Below are 17,985 nucleotides of genomic sequence, written 5' to 3'. Positions count from 1 at the left end.
GACGTGTCCGACGAAACGGGGGGCATATGATCGAGGTCCACGACCTTCACCGGCATTTCGGCGGCTTCCGGGCCGTGGATGGCGCCAGCCTGCAGATCCGCACCGGGTCGATCACCGGCCTGATCGGACCGAACGGCGCGGGCAAGTCCACGCTGTTCAACGTGATCGCGGGGGTGCTGCCGCCCACCTCGGGCCGCGTCCTCATGGATGGCGAGGACATCACCGGCCTGCCGCCGCACGAGCTGTTCCACAAGGGCCTGTTGCGCACCTTCCAGATGGCGCACGAGTTTTCCTCGATGTCGGTGCGCGAGAACCTGATGATGGTGCCGCCGGGCCAGTCGGGCGAAAGCCTGTGGAACACCTGGTTCGGGCGCAAGCGCATCGCCGATCAGGAACGCGCCCTGCGCGCCCGCGCCGACGAGGTGCTGGACTTCCTGACGATCAGCCATGTGGCCGAGGAAAAGGCCGGCAATCTTTCGGGCGGGCAGAAGAAGCTGCTGGAACTCGGCCGCTGCATGATGGTCGAGGCGAAGATCGTCTTCCTGGACGAGGTCGGCGCCGGCGTGAACCGCACCCTTCTGGGCACGATCGCCGACGCGATCATCCGCCTGAACAAGGAACGCGGCTATACCTTCTGCGTGATCGAGCATGACATGGATTTCATCGGCAAGCTTTGCGATCCCGTGATCGTCATGGCCGAGGGCAAGGTGCTGGCCCAGGGGTCGGCCGCCCACATCATGGAAAACGAGGCGGTGATCGAGGCCTATCTGGGCCGCGGCCTCAAGAACAAGGCGATGGTGGGGGCATGAGCGATCCTTTCGCCAACCGCGGCAACCGTGACGCCTCGGTGGTCAACCCGCGCCCGGGCGGCACGGCGGATGGCAGCCGCCACAGCGGCCCGACCCGGCCCGGCCGCACCGGCGATCCCTTCCTGATCGGCGAGAACATGCGCGGCGGCTACGGCAAGGCCGACATCCTGAACGGCTGCACGCTGGCCGTCGAAAAGGGCCAGATCGCCGTGATCGTGGGCCCCAATGGCGCGGGCAAGTCCACAGCCATGAAGGCGATCTTCGGGATGCTGAACCTGCGCGAGGGCAGCGTCCGGCTGGACGGGCAGGACATTTCCGCACTGAACCCGCAGGACCGCGTCAAGGCGGGCATGGGCTTCGTGCCGCAGGTCGCCAACGTCTTCCCGACCATGACGGTCGAGGAGAACCTGGAAATGGGCGCCTACCTGCGCGGGGACGATTTCCGCCAGACGATGCAGCAGGTCTATGAACTGTTCCCGGCCGTCGCCGACAAGCGCCGCCAGAACGCGGGCGAGTTGTCGGGCGGCCAGCGCCAGCAGGTCGCCGTGGGCCGCGCGCTGATGACCCAGCCCAAGCTGCTGATGCTGGACGAGCCGACCGCGGGCGTCAGCCCCATCGTCATGGACGAGCTTTTCGACCGCATCATCGAGATCGCGCGCACGGGCATTTCCATCCTGATGGTGGAACAGAACGCCAAGCAGGCGCTGGAAATCGCCGACATCGGCTATGTGCTGGTGCAGGGCGCCAACCGCTATACAGGCACCGGGGCCCAGCTGATGGCCGACCCCGAGGTGCGCCGCACCTTCCTGGGGGGCTGACAATGGCGGGACGTAACAGACAGGCCCTGCCTGCAGGGGAAAGCCTCTGATGGACATTCTCAACGCGCTTGTGGCGATCCTGAACTTCGTGGTGATCCCGGCGGCGGCCTATGGCGCGCAGCTGGCGCTGGGGGCGCTGGGGGTCACGCTGATCTACGGCATACTGCGCTTTTCCAACTTCGCCCATGGCGACACGATGGCCTTCGGCACGGCCATCGTGATCCTGCTGACCTGGGGGTTGCAGTCGCTGGGGGTCAGTCTCGGCCCCCTGCCCACCGCCCTTCTGGCGCTGCCGCTGGGCATCGCCCTGACGGCGCTTCTGGCGCTGCTGACCGACCGTTGGGTGTATCGCCATTACCGGCAGGTCCGGGCCGCACCCATCGTGGTCGTCATGGCCTCGGTCGGGGTCATGTTCGTGATGAACGGCCTCACGCGCCTCGTGATCGGCGTGGACGAGATCCAGTTCGCCGACGGCGCGCGCTTCGTGATTTCGGTCCCGCAGTTCAAGGCGATGACCGGCCTGACCGAGGGGCTGGCGCTGCGCACCACGCAGGCCATCACGCTGGCGATCGCGGCCCTGTCGGTCTGGGCGCTGTTCGCCTTCATGAACCGCACCCGGGCGGGCAAGGCGATGCGCGCCTATGCCGACAACGAGGACCTGGCGCTGCTGTCGGGGATCGATCCCGACCGCGTCGTACGGCTGACCTGGATCATCGCCACCGGCCTCGCGGTGCTGGCCGGGACGCTCTACGGCCTCGACAAGTCGTTCAAGGCCTTCAACTACTTCCAGATCCTGTTGCCGGTCTTCGCGGCCGCCATCGTGGGTGGCCTCGGCAGCCCCCTGGGCGCCATCGCGGGCGGCTTCCTGATCGCCTTCTCCGAGGTCGCGCTGACCTATCCCTGGAAGAAGATCGCCGAGTATCTGGGCTTCGAGCCTGCCGGCCTGCTGCAGATGCTGGGCACGGAATACAAGCTGGCGATCAGTTTCGTCATCCTGATCGTCGTGCTGCTGGTGCGCCCCACGGGGCTGTTCCGCGGCAAAGCCTATTGAGGAGGCCTGAATGAGCACCAACCGTCAGGCCGAAACCTCTGCCAGCCCCTGGCGCGCGCCGCTGCTGTTCGCGGTCGTGATCCTGCTGATCGTGCTGGAAGGCACGGTCTCGAACGCGATGTTCTCGGGGTCCTGGAACAGTGCGCTGTCGATCCTGAACATGGGGCTGATCTCGGCGGTGACCGCACTGGGCGTCAACATGATCTGGGGCTACGGCGGGCTGTTCAACGCGGGCGTGGTGGGATTCGTGGCTCTTGGCGGCCTTGCGCCCGTGCTTGTCTCGACCCAGCCGGTGCCCGGCGCCTGGGCCGCCGGAGGGCCGCAGCTGGTGCTGGCGCTGGCCGCGGGCCTCGCGACGCTGGTGATCGCCGTGACGGCCGCCGCGCGGATGAAGGGCGTAGGGCGGCTGCCCGTGGTCGTGCTGATCCTGATCGCGGGCTATGTGGTCACGCGGATGCTGTTCGACCCCGCCGTCACGGCGATCGAGGCGAACAACCCCTCGAAGGCCGGCAACATCGGCGGGCTGGGCCTGCCCGTGCTGCTCAGCTGGCCGGTGGGCATGGTCTTCGCGGCCATCGCCGCCTGGGGCATCGGCAAGGTCGCGCTTGGGCTGCGGTCGGACTATCTGGCCATCGCCACGCTCGGGATCGGCGAGATCATCGTGGCGATCCTCAAGAACGAGGGCTGGCTGGCGCGGGGCGTCCTGAACATCACCGGCGTGCCCCGCCCCGTTCCCTACGAGCTTGCGCTGCAGTCGAACCCGGCCTTCGTCGAGGCCGCAGCGCGCTGGGCCATGGACCCGGCCACGGCATCGGCCATCTACGTCAAGCTGTGCTATGCGGCGGTCTTCGTGGCCGTGGTGCTGATCCTGATCCTGCTGTCGGAGCTGGCGCTTTATTCGCCCTGGGGCCGGATGATGCGCGCGATCCGCGACAATGAAACGGCGGCCGAGGCGATGGGCAAGGACGTCACCCGCCGCCACCTGCACCTGTTCATCATCGGATGCGCCGTGATCGGGCTGTCGGGCGCGATGATGGTCACGCTGGACGGGCTGATGGCGCCCGGCGGCTACAACCCGCTGCGCTATACCTTCCTGGTGTGGGTGATGGTGATCGTCGGCGGGTCCGGCAACAACTGGGGCGCCGTGCTGGGCGCGGTCCTGATCTGGTTCCTGTGGATCAAGGCCGAGGTCTGGGGGCCTGCGGGCATGTCGCTGCTGACCTCGCCCCTGTCGGACGGCCCGCTGCGCCAGCACCTGATCGAAAGCGCCCCGCAGATGCGCTTTGTCGCGATGGGTCTGGTGCTGCTGCTGGTGCTGCGCTTCGCGCCCCGGGGGCTTCTGCCGGAACGGTGAGCGCCGGGCGCGAGGCCGGACCGGGGCTCTGCCCCGGACCCCGGGATATTTGAACAAAGAAGAAGCGGCTAGAGGTCGAGCCGGCTGGCGTCGCCACCGGCAAACCGGCGCAGGGCCGCGGGGTAGAGCCGGTGCTCGGCTTTCAGCACTCTGGCGGCGAGCGTTGCAGCCGTGTCGCCCGGCTGAACCGGCACGCGGGCCTGCCCGAGGATCGGGCCGTCGTCCAGCACGGACGTGACCAGGTGGACCGTGGCGCCAGCCTCGCGGTCGCCCGCCTCAAGCGCGCGGGCATGGGTGTGCAGGCCCGGATATTTCGGCAGCAGCGAAGGGTGGATGTTCAGCATCCGGCCTTCGAAGCGCCGGACGAAATCCGGCGTCAGGATGCGCATGAAGCCGGCCAGGCAGATGATGTCCGGGCGGGCGGCAAGCAGGGGGTCCAGCAGCGCGGCCTCGAAGGCAGCGCGGTCGCCCTTGAACGCCCGGTGGTCCACGGCGGCGGTGGGAACGCCCAGTTCGGCCGCGCGGGCCAGGCCCGCCGCGGCCGGGTCGTTCGAGGCGACCAGCACCGGACGTGCCGGATGGTCGCCCGTCATCGAGCGGACCAGCTCGACCATGTTCGAGCCGCCGCCGGAGATCAGGATGGCGACGCGTCTTACCACAGCGTGCCGGTGTAGCCGACGCCGTGGCCGCCGCCGACCTCGCCCAGGGTGACCACGCGTTCGCCCGCCTGGCGCAGCAGGGAGGTCAGCGCAGGGGCGCGGTCGGGGGCCACGACCAGGATCATGCCGATGCCGCAGTTGAAGGTCTTGAGCATCTCGCGCTCCGAGATCCCGGCCGCCTCGGCAAGCCATTGGAACACCGCCGGAGGCTGCCAGCTGTCCAGGTTGACCTCGACGCCCATGCCCTTGGGCAGGACGCGGGGCAGGTTCTCGGTGATGCCGCCGCCGGTGATGTGGGCGGCCGCATGGACGCCGCCCGCGCGGATCGCCTCGAGGACGGGGCGCACGTAAAGCCGGGTCGGCGTCAGCAGTTCGCGGCCCAGCGGTCCCTTGGCGAAGGGCGCTGGGTCGGTCCAGCCGAGGCCGCTCTGCTCGACGACCTTGCGGACCAGCGAGAAGCCGTTGGAATGGATACCGTCCGAGCCGAGGCCCAGCAGCAGGTCGCCCTCGGCCACGTCCCGGGGCAGGTGCGTGCCGCGCTCCATCGCGCCCACGGCGAAGCCCGCAAGGTCGAAGTCGCCGCCGTGATACATGCCGGGCATCTCGGCCGTCTCGCCGCCGATCAGGGCGCAGCCCGAGTTGCGGCAGCCCTCCGCGATGCCCGCGATGACGCGCGCGGCCTCGTCCACCTGCAGCTTGCCGGTGGCGAAGTAGTCGAGGAAGAACAGCGGCTCGGCGCCCTGGCAGACGAGGTCGTTCACGCACATGGCGACGAGGTCGATGCCCACGCCGTCCAGTTCGCCCGTCTCGATGGCGACGCGCAGCTTGGTGCCGACGCCGTCGGTCGCGGCCACCAGCACCGGGTCGCCGTAGCCCGCCGCGCGCGGGTCGAACAGCGCGCCGAAGCCGCCGAGGCCCGACATCACGCCCGGCCGCGCCGTGGCCGCCGCCGCCGGCTTGATCCGTTCGACCAGCGCGTTGCCCGCGTCGATGTCCACCCCCGCCTGCGCGTAGGTCAGCCCCTTGCCATCCGCATTGCTCATGTCGTCGAACCCCGATGCTTGCGGGCGCTGGATAGCCCAGCGTCCCCGCGCAGACAATCGAGCCCGGGCGAGATCGGGGGTTTTCCTTGACCGGAGGTCCGGCATTTGCGACAGCGCTCGGGCGCGGGCCTGTAGCTCAATGGTCAGAGCAGGGCGCTCATAACGCCTTGGTTGGGGGTTCGAGTCCCTCCGGGCCTACCAACCCGCCTCAGGTCGGCCGATGCGCCAGATAGTGGCGCACCGCGCCGATCACGTGGCGGAAGCGGTCGCCGCCCAGATGCTTGCCGCCATACCAGCGCGTGACCACGACCAGATGGTCGTCCAGCCCCTCGCTTTCCAGCATCCGCAGGATGATCGCGCCGGCACCCGACTCACCGTCGTCGGCCTTGATCCCCTCGCCGCCAAGCCGCGCGGCCCAGCTGTTGTGGGTCGCCTTGGCAAAGCGGCGGGCGGATTTCAGTTCGGCCAGGCGGGCGTCGATCTCGGCCCGGCTCGCCACCGGCGCGCCCGAGACCGCATAGACCGAGCCCCGGTCCGAGATGATGCGGTCGAAGACGGCCAGCGGCGCAGCGGACATTCAGAACAGCCCCTCGATCCGGCCGTGGGCATCAAGGCCGATGCGATTCGCGGCCGGTTCGCGCGGCAGGCCGGGCATGGTCATGATGTCGCCGCAGATGGCGACGACGAAGCCGGCGCCTGCGGCCAGACGCACCTCGCGCACGGGAATGGTGAAGCCGGTGGGCGCGCCGTGCAGCGTCGGATCGGCCGAGAAGCTGTAGGGCGTCTTGGCCATGCAGACCGGCAGGTGCCCATACTCGGCCTGCCAGGACTCCAGCCGCGCGCGCACGGCCGGAGGGGCCTCGACCCGCGCGGCGCCGTAGATGCGGGTGCAGATCGTCTCGATCTTGTCCCAGAGCGGCATCTCGTCGGGATAAAGCGGACGGAAGCCCGGGGGGTGGTCGGACAGGCGCAGGACCTCGCGGGCGAGGTCCTCGGCCCCTGCCCCGCCCTTCGACCAGTGGCGGCACAGGATGGCGCGGACGCCCTCGGCCTCGGCGGCATCCTGGACGGCGGCGATCTCGGCGGCCGTGTCGGTGGCGAAATGGTTGATCGCCACGACGACCGGAAGGCCGTAGCCCCGCAGGTTGCGGATGTGGCGGGTCAGGTTCGCGGCGCCCGTGCGGACTGCCGTGACATTCTCGGACCCCAGATCGGCGCGCGCCACGCCGCCGTTCATCTTCAGCGCCCGCACGGTGGCGACCAGCACGACAGCGGCGGGCGACAGCCCTGCCTTGCGGCACTTGATCCCCAGGAACTTCTCGGCCCCCAGATCGGCGCCGAAGCCGGCTTCCGTCACGACGAAGTCCGACAGCCGCAGCGCCGTGCGGGTGGCGATGACCGAGTTGCAGCCATGCGCGATGTTGGCGAAGGGCCCGCCGTGGACCAGCGCGGGGTTGTTCTCCAGCGTCTGCACCAGGTTCGGCTGCAGGGCGTCGCGCAGAAGCACCGTCATGGCGCCGTCCGCCTGAAGGTCGCGCGCCGTAACGGGGCGGCCATCGCGGGTCTGGGCGACGATGATACGGCCCAGCCGGTCCTGCAGGTCCTGCAGATCGTCGGCGAGGCACAGGATCGCCATCACCTCCGAGGCCACGGTGATGTCGAAGCCCGATTCCCGCGGCACGCCGTTCGCCGTCCCGCCAAGCCCCAGCACCACGTCGCGCAGAGCGCGGTCGTTCATGTCCATGACGCGCCGCCAGGTGATCCGCCGCGGGTCGATGTCCAGCGCATTGCCCCAGTGGATATGGTTGTCGATCATCGCCGCCAGCAGGTTGTGGGCGCTGGTGATCGCGTGGAAGTCGCCCGTGAAATGGAGGTTCATGTCCTCCATCGGGATGACCTGCGCATGGCCGCCGCCGGCGGCGCCGCCCTTCATGCCGAAGTTCGGGCCCAGCGAAGCCTCGCGGATGCAGACGGTCGCGCGCTGGCCGATGCGGTTCAGCGCGTCGCCCAGCCCCACCGTGGTCGTGGTCTTGCCCTCTCCCGCGGGCGTCGGGTTGATCGCGGTGACAAGGACCAGCTTCCCCTCGGGCCGGTGCCGGAGGCCGTCGATGAAATCGCGCGAGATCTTGGCCTTGTCATGGCCGTAGGGAAGGATCTCGTCGGCCCCGATCCCGAGCCGTTCGGCAATCCGGGCGATGGGCAGTTTCGTCGCCGCGCGGGCGATCTCGATGTCGGTCTTCATCCGTGTCCCCTGTTGCGCGCCCGATCCTTAGCCCGAGCCGCGCGCCCGCAAAAGGCATCGCCGCCCGGACAAGCCGGGCGGCGATCGGTCACGTCCCTCGTTTTATCTTGTGACCTTGTCTCAGCTGCAGCCCGAGGTGCCGCCGCAGGTGTTGCACTTCATGCAGGTGCCGTTGCGGACCAGCGTGTAGTTGCCGCATTCGCCGCAGGGGTCGCCCTCGTAGCCCTGCATCTTCGCCTTGGCGCGCGGGTCCAGCGTGACCGTGGCGACGCCGACCTCGTAGCTCGCCTGCGTTTCGGCCAGCCCCGAGGACACGGCAACCGTCGAAACCCCACCCTGCAGCACCATCAGGTCGCGCGGCAGGCGCTTGCGCAGGTAGCCGGTCGAGCTGATCTGGCGCAGCAGTTCCACCGACTTCGAGGCGGTGCCCTCGCCCGAGGTCTCGGGCCGGCCCTCGTTCTCGCCGCCGCCGAGGGTGTCGAAGCTGGCGCCGTTCGGCTTCACATGGGCAAGGTCCGTGCGGTCCAGGTAGGACACGGCCAGTTCCCGGAAGATGTAGTCCAGGATCGAGGTCGCGTTCTTGATCGAGTCGTTGCCCTGCACCATCCCCGCCGGTTCGAAGCGGGTGAAGGTGAAGGCGTCCACGAACTCCTCCAGCGGCACGCCGTACTGCAGGCCCACGGACACGGCGATGGCGAAGTTGTTCATCATCGCCCGGAAGCCCGCGCCTTCCTTGTGCATGTCGATGAAGATCTCGCCCAGCTTGCCGTCGTCGTATTCGCCGGTGCGCAGGTAGACCTTGTGGCCGCCGATGATCGCCTTCTGCGTATAGCCCTTGCGGCGGGCCGGCAGCTTCTGGCGGTTCGAGCGGACGGCTTCCTTGACGATGATCCGCTCGACGATCTTCTCGGCGATGACGGCGACCTTTTCCTGCGGGCTGCCGGACTCCAGCACCTCGGCGGCCTCGTCGTCATCCTCGACCAGCGCGGACGCCAACGGCTGAGACAGCTTGGACCCGTCCCGGTAAAGCGCGTTGGCCTTGATCCCCAGCGACCAGGACAGCTCGTAGGCCGCCAGCGCATCCTCGATCGTCGCCGTGTTCGGCATGTTGATCGTCTTCGAGATCGCGCCCGAGATGAAGGACTGCGCCGCCGCCATCATGCGGATGTGGCTGTCCACCGACAGGTAGCGCGTGCCCTTCTTGCCGCAGGCGTTGGCGCAGTCGAAGACCGGATAATGCTCGGGCTTGAGGTGCGGCGCGCCTTCCAGCGTCATGGTCCCGCAGACATGGTCGTTCGCGGCATCGATCTGCGGGCGGGTGAAGCCCAGGTGCCGCAGCAGGTCGAAGCTGGGATCGGCCAGCCTTTCGGCCGGGATGCCCAGGGTGCGCTTGCAGAACTCTTCGCCCAGCGTCCACTGGTTGAAGACGAAGCGGATGTCGAAGGCCGAGGCCAGCGCCGCGTCCACCTTTTCCAGCTCGCGCGGGCCGAAGCCGTGGCCGACCAGCGCGGCATGGTTGATGCCGGGGCAGTTGCCCAGGGACGCGTGGCCCACGGCATAGGCCACGATCTCCTCGATCTGCGCCGAGGAATAGCCCAGCACCTCCAGCGCGGCCGGAACCGACTGGTTGATGATCTTGAAGTAGCCGCCGCCGGCGAGCTTCTTGAACTTGACCAGCGCGAAGTCGGGCTCGATCCCCGTGGTGTCGCAGTCCATCACCAGACCGATGGTGCCGGTGGGCGCGATCACGGTGGTCTGGGCGTTGCGGAAGCCGTTCTCCTCGCCCAGCGCCAGCGCCTTGTCCCAGGCGCGCTGCGCCATGGTGGCCAGCTGCGGGTCGGGGCAGTTGTCCACGTCCAGTTCGACCGGGTTGACGTTCACGGCCTCGTATTCGCCGGTCCCATGAGCCGCCGCGCGATGGTTGCGGATCACCCGCAGCATGGCGTCGGCGTTACGGGCATAGCCCGGGAAGGGCCCGAGCTCGCCCGCCATCTCGGCGGAGGTCGCATAGGAGACGCCGGTCATCAGCGCGGTCAGCGCGCCGCACAGCGCCCGGCCCTCGTCGCTGTCATAGCTGAGGCCGAGGTTCATCAGCAGGCCGCCGATGTTGGCATAGCCGAGGCCCAGCGTGCGGAAGTCATAGGACCGCTGCGCGATCTCCTTCGACGGGAACTGCGCCATCAGCACGCTGATCTCCAGCGTGACGGTCCAGAGCCGGGTGGCGTGGACATAGCCCTCGGCGTCGAACTGGCCGGCCTTGAGGAAGGTCAGCAGGTTCATCGAGGCCAGGTTGCAGGCCGTGTCGTCCAGGAACATGTATTCCGAGCAGGGGTTCGAGCCCCGGATCGGCCCGTCCGCCGGGCAGGTGTGCCAGGCGTTCACCGTGTCGTGGAACTGGATGCCGGGATCGGCGCAGGCCCATGCGGCGTGGCCGATCTGGTCCCACAGCTCGCGCGCCTTGACGGTCTTGGCGGTCTTGCCGTCGGTGCGGCGGATCAGCGCCCAGTCGGCGTCGTCCTTCACCGCCTTCAGGAAGGCATCGGTGACGCGGACCGAGTTGTTCGAGTTCTGGCCCGAGACCGAGGCATAGGCCTCGGAATCCCAGTCGGTGTCATAGGTCGGGAACTCGATCGAGTCGAAGCCCTGGCGCGCGTATTGCAGCACGCGGTTGATGTAGGTTTCCGGGATCATCGCCTTCTTGGCGGACCGGATCGCGCCCTTCAGCGCCTCGTTCTTCGCCGGGTCGGTCGCGTCCTCGGCGGTGCCGTCCCACTGGCGGATGGCGCCGAAGATCTCGTTCAGCTTCGCCTCGTGCATCTTCGAGCCGGCCACGAGGGACGCGACCTTCTGCTCCTCGATGACCTTCCAGTTGATGAAGGATTCGATGTCGGGGTGATCCATGTCGCAGATCACCATCTTGGCCGCGCGGCGCGTGGTGCCGCCCGACTTGATCGCGCCCGCTGCCCGGTCGCCGATCTTGAGGAAGCCCATCAGCCCCGAGGACTTGCCGCCGCCCGAGAGCTTCTCGCCTTCACCGCGCAAGCTCGAGAAATTGGTGCCCGTGCCCGAGCCATACTTGAACAGCCGCGCCTCGCGGACCCACAGGTCCATGATGCCGCCCTCGTTCACCAGGTCGTCGGCGACGGACTGGATGAAGCAGGCATGGGGCTGGGGATGCTCATAGGCCGAGTTCGACTTGACCAGCTCGCCGGTCTGGAAATCGACGTAGAAGTGGCCTTGCGAGGGCCCGTCGATGCCATAGGCCCAGTGCAGGCCCGTGTTGAACCACTGCGGCGAGTTCGGCGCGCCCATCTGGCGCGCCAGCATGAAGCGCATCTCGTCGTAATAGGCGCGGGCGTCGGCCTCGGTCGTGAAATAGCCGCCCTTCCAGCCCCAGTAGGCCCAGGCGCCGGCCAGGCGGTCGAAGACCTGCCGCGCCGAAGTCTCGCCCACGAAGCGCTCGCCCTCGGGCAGCTTCGCCAAGGCAGCCTCGTCGGGGACCGAGCGCCACAGGAACTCGGGCACGCCCTTTTCCTTGACGCGCTTCAGCGCGGCGGGGACCCCCGCCTTGCGGAAGTACTTCTGCGCGATGACGTCGGATGCGACCTGGCTCCAGCCTTCGGGCACCTCGACCGACTCGTTGCGGAAGACGACCGTGCCGTCCGGGTTGCGGATTTCCGAGGTCGTGGTGGTGAACGCAACGGCGCCATAGGCCCCGCTGTCTTCCGTCGTGAAACGCCGTTCGATCTTCATGATCCGCCCTCTCTGTCCTGACTGCCGCCGCACTGCGATCCGTGCCTGTTCCGGGCTGAGGCCACTAGATGTTGCGGTTGCCGGTCCAGAACTGTCTATAGGGGCCAAAGTTGCCTTTCACGCAAGCGTGCCATTCTGGACAATAATCCACAGGCGAAAGGGCTGATGAGGCTGAGAAAATCGCGTCCCGAACGGCCTGACACCCCCGTTCCCGGCATCTATTCGACTGCTTGGGGGCGACATATGCACAGCCTTATCCACAGAAATCTGCTGTTGACAGGAAGTGCTGCCCATGCACCCCGCGAAGGAGCGGCAATCGACTCGTGCAGCCGGCAGTTGTCCGGCCTGCGGCCGGTGACCGGACAGAATCGGTCGAGCCGACGCCCATGCCAGGATTGCGGCGCGGACCCTCCGGGTCGTCTCAGCGACCGAGGTAGGTCCCTGCGTCGGTGACGATCATGTCGAGCGGCTGGTCGAAAGGCTCGGCCGGGATGGCGGAAAGGCGCTGGACTTCCCAGGCAAGGCCGATGGCGACAACCGGCGCAGACTTCCGCAGCAGTTCAAGCGTCCGGTCATAGTAGCCGCCGCCGTAGCCCAGCCGGTTCAGCCCCCCGTCAAAGGCCACCAGCGGCACGATCAGCACCCCGGGCGTGACCTCGGGCAGCGAGTCGGGCGGCTGGCTGGTGCCCAAGGGGCCGGGATCGAGGGCCTCGCCCTTCCAGAGGCGGAAGACCAGCGGCACGGCGCGCCCGGGCACCACGGGCAGGCACAGCGGACCGCCATGGGCGCGCATGGCGCGAAGGGGGTCGGGCTCGCCGCGCATCGGCCAGTAGCCTGCAAGGACGCGCCCCGAATGGGGGGCCAGCGCCTCGCGCAGATGGCGGTCCAGCGCCGCCTGATCGCCCCCCTGCCCGCGCGCGGCCAGCGCCTGCGCGCGCAGCGCGGCCTTGGCGGCGCTCAGATCAGAAGCCATGTCGCGAATCCCAGGAAGGCCATGAAGCCCATCACGTCGGTGAGCGTGGTGACGAACGTGCCTGAGGCCAGCGCCGGGTCGAGGCCGAAGCGTTCCAGCGTCAGCGGCACCAGCACGCCCCCCAGCGCGGCCACGATCTGGTTCACGATCATGGCCATCGCCAGCACCGCCCCCAGGCGCGGATCGCCGAAGACCAGCATCCCCACCAGCCCCAGGATCAGGGCAAGCCCGAGGCCGTTCAACACGCCAGCGATCAGTTCGCGCCGGATCACGCGGGGCGCGGTCGAGCGGTTCAGGTCGCGCGTGGCAAGCGCCCGGACCGCCACGGCCAGCGACTGCGTTCCCGCGATCCCGCCTGTCGAGGCGACGATCGGCATCAGCGCGGCCAGGACCACCAGGGTGGCGATGGTGCGTTCGAACTGCGCGATCACCATGGCCGACAGCGAGGCCGTGAACAGGTTGGCGACCAGCCAGGGCAGGCGCTGGCGCGCGGTGGCCAGCGCGCTGTCGGACACGCGGCTGTCGGTGTTGACGCCCGACAGGCGCAGCATGTCCTCCTCGTGCTCTTCGTCCAGGACGGTCATGGCGTCGTCGATAGTGATGACGCCGACCAGCCGGTCGTCATCGTCCACCACGGGCGCCGAGATCAGGTGATACTTGTTGAAGGCATAGGCCACGTCGCCCTCGTCCTGCCGGGCCGAGATGGTGCGGAAGCTGTCCTCGGCTATGTCGCGCAGGTGGATCATGCGCTGGGACGACAGCAGCCGGCCCAGCGTCACGTAGCCGACCGGGTGGCGGCGCGGATCGACCAGTATCACGTGATAGAACTGGTCGGGCAGCCACTCCTCGGCCCGCAGGTAGTCGATGGCCTCGCCCACGGTCCAGTGTTCCGGGGCGGCGACCAACTCGGACTGCATCAGGCGGCCGGCGGAATACTCGGGCCAGTTCAGCGACTGCTCGACGGCGGCGCGGTCGGATTCGTCCAGCGCCGACAGGATCGTCTCGCGCTCGGGGGCTTCCATGTCCTCGACCAGGTCGACGACGTCGTCGCTGTCCATCTCGCGCACGGCGTCGGCCACCACCTCGGCGGGCAGCTGCTCGATCACCTCCTCGCGGATCGATTCATCGATCTCCGAGATGATCTCGGCGTCAAATTCCCCGGAATACAGCCGGACGAGCCCCTGGCGGCGCTGGGGCGTCAGCTGCTCGATCAGGTCGGCGATGTCGGCGCCGTGCAGCGGGTCCAGCAGCGCGTGCAGGCGCGCGCCGTCCTCCTCGTCGATCGCCTCGGCAATCTCCGCCACGAGGGTCCGGCTGGGGACGAAGTCGTCGTCGCCCGCTTCGGGTTCGGGGCGGATTTCAGTCATGGGGCACCTGTCTTCCTCGCGCGCCGCGACCATATGCCCGGCACCCCGGCACGGCAACCGGCCGCGCTGGCCGATCAACCCGCCAGCAGCGCCAAGGCCTGGGCGTGAAGCTCGGGCGTGGCCGCCGCGATCACGCGTCCGCCCCCATGAGCCGGGCCGCCGGACCAGTCGGTGACTATGCCGCCCGCGGCCTGCACCACGGCGATGGGCGCCACGACGTCATAGGGTTGCAGGCCCGCCTCGATCACCAGGTCCACCTGCCCCAGCGCCAGCAGCGCATAAGCATAGCAGTCGAAGCCATAGCGCGTCAGGCGCACCCCGTCCGCCACGCGGCGGAAGGCGGCCGTCTCGTCGGGGCCGCCGACCTCGGGGTAGGTGGTCATCAGCGTCGCCTGCGCCAGCCCGACGCCCCGGCGCACGGACAGGGCGCGGTTTCCCTGCGGCGCCGTCACGCCCGCGACCCCGGGGCCGCCCTCGAAGCGCTCGCCGGTCCAGGGCTGGTCGATCAGGCCGTAAACGGCGCCTTCGGCGTCCGTCACCCCGATCAGCACGCCCCAGGTCGGCGCGCCGCACAGATAGGCGCGGGTGCCGTCGATGGGGTCCAGCACCCAGGTCAGGCCGCTTGTGCCGGGCGCAGGACCGTATTCCTCACCGAGGATCGCATCCCGGGGCCGCCGCTCGGCCAGAATTGCACGCATGGCGCGTTCGCAGGCCCGGTCGGCCTCGGTGACCGGATCGAAGCCCAGCGCCGCCTTGTTGTCCGGCGCAAGCAGCGGGCTGCGGAAATGGCGCAGCGTCTCGATCCGCGCCGCATCGGCCATGGCGGCGGCGGTGTCGCGGATGGCGGCAAGCTCCGCATCCGCGATCCGTGCAGGGGAAGGGATCGGCATCGGCACACCCGGCTTGGGCCGCGGCACCGCGGCGTCCAGCCAGACTTAGCCGGGCGCGCGCGCCAAGGCCAGCGCGCACGCCTGCTGCCGGTCAGGCGGCTTCGGACAGGACCCGGGCCAGTTCGAAGATCTGGCGGCGCTGCGGCTCGGGCATGGCGTAATAGGCACGCACCAGCTGCAACGCCTCCTTGTCGGCCAGCAGGTCGACCTCGGCGTCATGCGCCTGGTCGCCCAGCCCCTCGAAGAAGAACGAGACAGGCACGTCAAGCGCAGCGGCAATGTCCCACAGCCGCGAAGCCGAGACGCGGTTCATGCCCGTCTCGTACTTCTGGATCTGCTGGAACTTGATGCCGACGGCATCGGCCAGTTGCTGCTGGGTCATTCCCACAGTCCAGCGACGGTGCCGAATCCTCTGCCCGACGTGTACATCGACAACATGCTTCATCGTTAACCTCACACAATCTATCCTTGCACTAGCGCGGACAAACGCAATCAGCGAGGAATATCAGCATGGACATGGCCGATTATGTCCAAAAAGATAGGTCCGGAGCGGCCGTTTAGCCTTAATTGTCGGGGCAGGCCGCAAGAGGTGGAAAGCATGAACCGAATCATCGAGATCGCCGCACCCGGCACCTCCCCCCGGATGGGCCAGGCCGGCCCCCGCGAGCCCGGTCCCGGAGAGGTCGCGGTCCGCCTTCATGCGGCGGCACTGAACTTCGCCGACCTGCTGATGGCCGAAGGGCGATATCAGGACACTCCCCCCACGCCCTTTGTGGCGGGGCTCGAAGGCGCGGGCAAGGTCGTCGCCGCGGGGCCCGGCGTGGACCTGCCGGTGGGGACCCGCGTCGCGGTTGCCGCACAGGGGACCCTGGCCGATCAGGGCGTGTTCCCGGCCGAGGACTGCATCCCGATTCCCGACGGCATGTCCTGGCGCGACGCGGCGGGGTTCCAGGTTGCCTATGGCACCAGCCACCTGGCGCTGACCGGCCCTGCCCGGCTGCGCGCCGGCGAGACCTTGGCCGTGCTGGGCGCGGGCGGGGGCGTGGGCCTGACGGCAGTCGAGATCGGCGCCGTTCTGGGCGCGCGGGTGATCGCCGTCGCCCGAGGGGCCGACAAGCTGGCCGCGGCCCGCGAAGCCGGTGCCGCCGAGACGATCGACAGCGACGGATGCGAGGACCTGCGCGCCGCCTTGCGCGCGCTGGGGGGCGTGGACGTGGTCTACGACGCAGTCGGCGATGCGCCGGGGCTGGCGGCCTTCGGGGCGCTCAGGACCGGCGGGCGGCATCTTGTGATCGGTTTCGCGGGTGGCCGACCTCCCGCCCTTCCGCTGAACCATGCCCTGGTCAAGAACATCTCGATCCTGGGCTTCTACTGGGGCGGTTACCGCACGCTGGACCGCGCGGCCATGCGCGACAGCCTCCGGGCGCTGTTCGCGCTGCACGCGGCCGGGCGGCTCAGGCCCACGGCCGGCGCGGTCCTGCCGCTGGAGCGGGCGCCCGAAGGGTATGAGCTTCTGCGCAGCCGCAGGGCCGTGGGGAAGGTGATCCTGACAATGACCGGCGAAGCCGCAGAGGGATGATTCCGGCAGGCGATCAAGAACATGTAAAACCATCGTAAAATCGGGCCGGAAGCACCCCGCGACGGTTGATAACCGGGGGCAGAGTTCCGATATTCCGCAAACGAGGACCGGCCCCCGCCGGACCGTCCAAGAGGGAACACTGATGGTCGACTACAACACGATCCGCCGCCCGGCCACGACGGCCAACCGTGCTGCGGTCTATGACGAAGGCCTGCGGGCCTACATGAACAAGGTCTACGGCCTGATGACCGTGGGCATGCTTGTCACGGCCGTCGTGGCCTGGGGCTTTGCGCAGATGGCCGGGGGCCCCGGCGCCTGGACCGAGTTCGGGCGCGTGATCTACACCACGCCGGTGCGCTGGGTCATCATGCTGCTGCCGCTGGTCATGGTCTTCGCCTTCGGCGCGGCGATCAGCCGCCTGTCCACCCAGGGCGCGACCCTGCTGTTCTACGCCTTCGCCGCGGCGATGGGCGCGTCCCTCAGCTCGATCTTTCTGCGCTACACCGGCAGCTCGATCGCCCTGACCTTTGTGGCGACCGCAGCGGGCTTTGCGGGCCTGTCGCTCTACGGCTACACCACCAAGCGCGACCTGACGGCGATGGGCCGCTTCCTCATGATCGGCCTGATCGGCCTGATCGTGGCGATGCTGGTCAACCTGTTCGTGGGCTCCAGCGCGGTGAACTTCGCCATCTCGGTGATCGGCGTGCTGATCTTCGCGGGCCTGACCGCCTATGACACCCAGAACATCAAGAACACCTATCTTGAGCTGGCGAACTCGGACGCCGACTTCCTGGGCAAGTCCGCGATCCTGGGCGCGCTGACGCTCTACCTGGACTTCCTGAACCTGTTCACCTTCCTGCTGAGCTTCATGGGCCAGCAGGAGTGAGCCTCATCCCATAGATGCAGAAGGGCCGGCCCAGCGCCGGCCCTTTTTCGTTGGCGATCCAAAGCTTCATAGCCTTAGAATACGGTTTCGAACCGCTTGGGAATACGGTGAAGCTGCTTGCGGAGCCGCCCCCGCCGCACCCAGATTCCACTTTCATTCAGCTCGGCGGTCTCCACCCACTTCCGTCGATCTTGGCGGAAACTGATCTTCTTCATGGGCTGCTCATCCTTGATCGAGTATCTGTCGAACTCGTTGGTTCGGCGCCAACTCGGTGCGGCAAGCCCCTCGATCAGCTTACCGGTCTGATGGGCTCTGTTGCACAAATCGGCTGTAGGACTCATCTTGTGAACCCAGCGTGGTAGCTGGGGCGCATGAGCAGACCCACACCCCCGCCTACAAGACCAGGAACTGGCCCGCTTATAACGAAGCTCTGAAGCGCTGTGGCTCGCTGACGATCTGGTTCGATCCCGAGATGACGTGGGAGGCCAGTCCAACCGGCAAACGCGGCCGACAGCCTGACTACAGTGAAGCAGCCATCCAGGCCTGCCTGACGATCGATGA

The 17,985-nt window shown here is 68.3% G+C and carries 16 protein-coding genes, 1 tRNA gene and 1 pseudogene; 8 read left to right on the top strand and 10 right to left on the bottom strand.

What is annotated here, in order from left to right; genetic code table 11:
- Nucleotides 1–26 precede the first annotated feature (26 nt).
- Genes CK240_RS13970 through CK240_RS13955 form a run of 4 tightly spaced genes read left to right on the top strand, consistent with a single transcriptional unit; the run spans nt 27 to nt 4,032 of the window.
- On the top strand, nt 27–809 hold the full coding sequence (locus CK240_RS13970; protein WP_095640954.1) for an ABC transporter ATP-binding protein: 783 nt from the start codon (nt 27–29) through the stop codon (nt 807–809).
- On the top strand, nt 806–1,627 hold the full coding sequence (locus CK240_RS13965) for an ABC transporter ATP-binding protein (RefSeq protein WP_167650058.1): 822 nt from the start codon (nt 806–808) through the stop codon (nt 1,625–1,627). Before CK240_RS13970 ends, CK240_RS13965 begins: the two co-directional genes overlap by 4 nt.
- Before the next feature lie 49 nt (nt 1,628–1,676).
- Nucleotides 1,677–2,678 carry a branched-chain amino acid ABC transporter permease gene (locus CK240_RS13960; RefSeq protein ID WP_095640953.1) on the top strand — a complete coding sequence of 334 codons (1,002 nt, stop codon included), beginning with the start codon at nt 1,677–1,679 and terminating at the stop codon, nt 2,676–2,678.
- Nucleotides 2,679–2,688: 10 nt separating this feature from the next.
- On the top strand, nt 2,689–4,032 hold the full coding sequence (locus CK240_RS13955) for a branched-chain amino acid ABC transporter permease (RefSeq protein ID WP_095640952.1): 1,344 nt from the start codon (nt 2,689–2,691) through the stop codon (nt 4,030–4,032).
- A 68-nt stretch (nt 4,033–4,100) separates the two neighbouring features.
- On the opposite strand, the gene purN is transcribed toward CK240_RS13955, so the two are convergent.
- On the bottom strand, nt 4,101–4,691 hold the full coding sequence (gene purN, locus CK240_RS13950) for a phosphoribosylglycinamide formyltransferase (RefSeq protein WP_095640951.1): 591 nt from the start codon (nt 4,689–4,691) through the stop codon (nt 4,101–4,103).
- Nucleotides 4,685–5,734 (bottom strand): phosphoribosylformylglycinamidine cyclo-ligase, encoded by a 1,050-nt coding sequence (purM, locus tag CK240_RS13945; protein WP_095640950.1) that lies wholly within the window; start codon nt 5,732–5,734, stop codon nt 4,685–4,687. The genes purN and purM overlap by 7 nt, the downstream gene beginning before the upstream one ends.
- 125 nt (nt 5,735–5,859) lie before the next feature.
- Here purM and CK240_RS13940 point away from each other — a divergent pair.
- Nucleotides 5,860–5,935, top strand: a tRNA-Ile gene (locus tag CK240_RS13940).
- 7 nt (nt 5,936–5,942) lie between these two features.
- Here the strand turns inward: CK240_RS13940 and CK240_RS13935 are convergent.
- The 7 genes from CK240_RS13935 to CK240_RS13905 all read right to left on the bottom strand — a co-directional run bounded on the left by CK240_RS13935 (nt 5,943) and on the right by CK240_RS13905 (nt 15,404).
- Entirely contained in the window at nt 5,943–6,311 is a 369-nt protein-coding gene (locus CK240_RS13935) for a YigZ family protein (protein WP_095640949.1), read from the bottom strand.
- Entirely contained in the window at nt 6,312–7,976 is a 1,665-nt protein-coding gene (locus CK240_RS13930) for a formate--tetrahydrofolate ligase (protein ID WP_095640948.1), read from the bottom strand. It lies immediately after the preceding gene.
- A 120-nt stretch (nt 7,977–8,096) separates the two neighbouring features.
- Entirely contained in the window at nt 8,097–11,729 is a 3,633-nt protein-coding gene (locus CK240_RS13925) for a vitamin B12-dependent ribonucleotide reductase (RefSeq protein WP_095640947.1), read from the bottom strand.
- Nucleotides 11,730–12,150: 421 nt separating this feature from the next.
- Entirely contained in the window at nt 12,151–12,702 is a 552-nt protein-coding gene (locus CK240_RS13920) for a 5-formyltetrahydrofolate cyclo-ligase (RefSeq protein ID WP_095640946.1), read from the bottom strand.
- Nucleotides 12,687–14,069: a magnesium transporter gene (mgtE, locus tag CK240_RS13915; RefSeq protein WP_095640945.1), complete on the bottom strand. Its 1,383-nt coding sequence runs from the start codon at nt 14,067–14,069 to the stop codon at nt 12,687–12,689. The genes CK240_RS13920 and mgtE overlap by 16 nt, the downstream gene beginning before the upstream one ends.
- A 74-nt stretch (nt 14,070–14,143) precedes the next feature.
- Complete coding sequence (locus CK240_RS13910; protein ID WP_095640944.1) at nt 14,144–14,959, bottom strand: inositol monophosphatase family protein; 816 nt, start codon at nt 14,957–14,959, stop codon at nt 14,144–14,146.
- A 91-nt stretch (nt 14,960–15,050) separates the two neighbouring features.
- The gene (locus tag CK240_RS13905) at nt 15,051–15,404 is read right to left on the bottom strand and encodes a helix-turn-helix domain-containing protein (protein WP_095640943.1); all 354 of its coding nucleotides are present in this window, start codon (nt 15,402–15,404) and stop codon (nt 15,051–15,053) included.
- A gap of 153 nt (nt 15,405–15,557) precedes the next feature.
- Between CK240_RS13905 and CK240_RS13900 the strand changes: the two genes are divergently transcribed.
- Both CK240_RS13900 and CK240_RS13895 read left to right on the top strand, forming a co-directional pair.
- Nucleotides 15,558–16,538, top strand: a complete 981-nt coding sequence (locus CK240_RS13900) for an NADPH:quinone oxidoreductase family protein (RefSeq protein WP_095640942.1) — start codon at nt 15,558–15,560, stop codon at nt 16,536–16,538.
- Between the two features lie 142 nt (nt 16,539–16,680).
- Nucleotides 16,681–17,424: a Bax inhibitor-1/YccA family protein gene (locus tag CK240_RS13895; protein ID WP_095640941.1), complete on the top strand. Its 744-nt coding sequence runs from the start codon at nt 16,681–16,683 to the stop codon at nt 17,422–17,424.
- Between the two features lie 74 nt (nt 17,425–17,498).
- Here the strand turns inward: CK240_RS13895 and CK240_RS18735 are convergent, their stop codons facing one another.
- The gene (locus CK240_RS18735; protein WP_167650057.1) at nt 17,499–17,639 is read right to left on the bottom strand and encodes a hypothetical protein; all 141 of its coding nucleotides are present in this window, start codon (nt 17,637–17,639) and stop codon (nt 17,499–17,501) included.
- 156 nt (nt 17,640–17,795) lie between these two features.
- Here CK240_RS18735 and CK240_RS13890 point away from each other — a divergent pair.
- A pseudogene (locus tag CK240_RS13890) lies at nt 17,796–17,985 on the top strand (transposase); the annotation flags it as partial.

The sequence above is a fragment of the Paracoccus salipaludis genome, assembly GCF_002287065.1.
Classification (GTDB): Bacteria; Pseudomonadota; Alphaproteobacteria; order Rhodobacterales; family Rhodobacteraceae; genus Paracoccus; species Paracoccus salipaludis.
The sequence above is the reverse complement of the archived record's forward strand: the minus strand, read 5'-3'. Positions and strand labels throughout refer to the sequence as shown.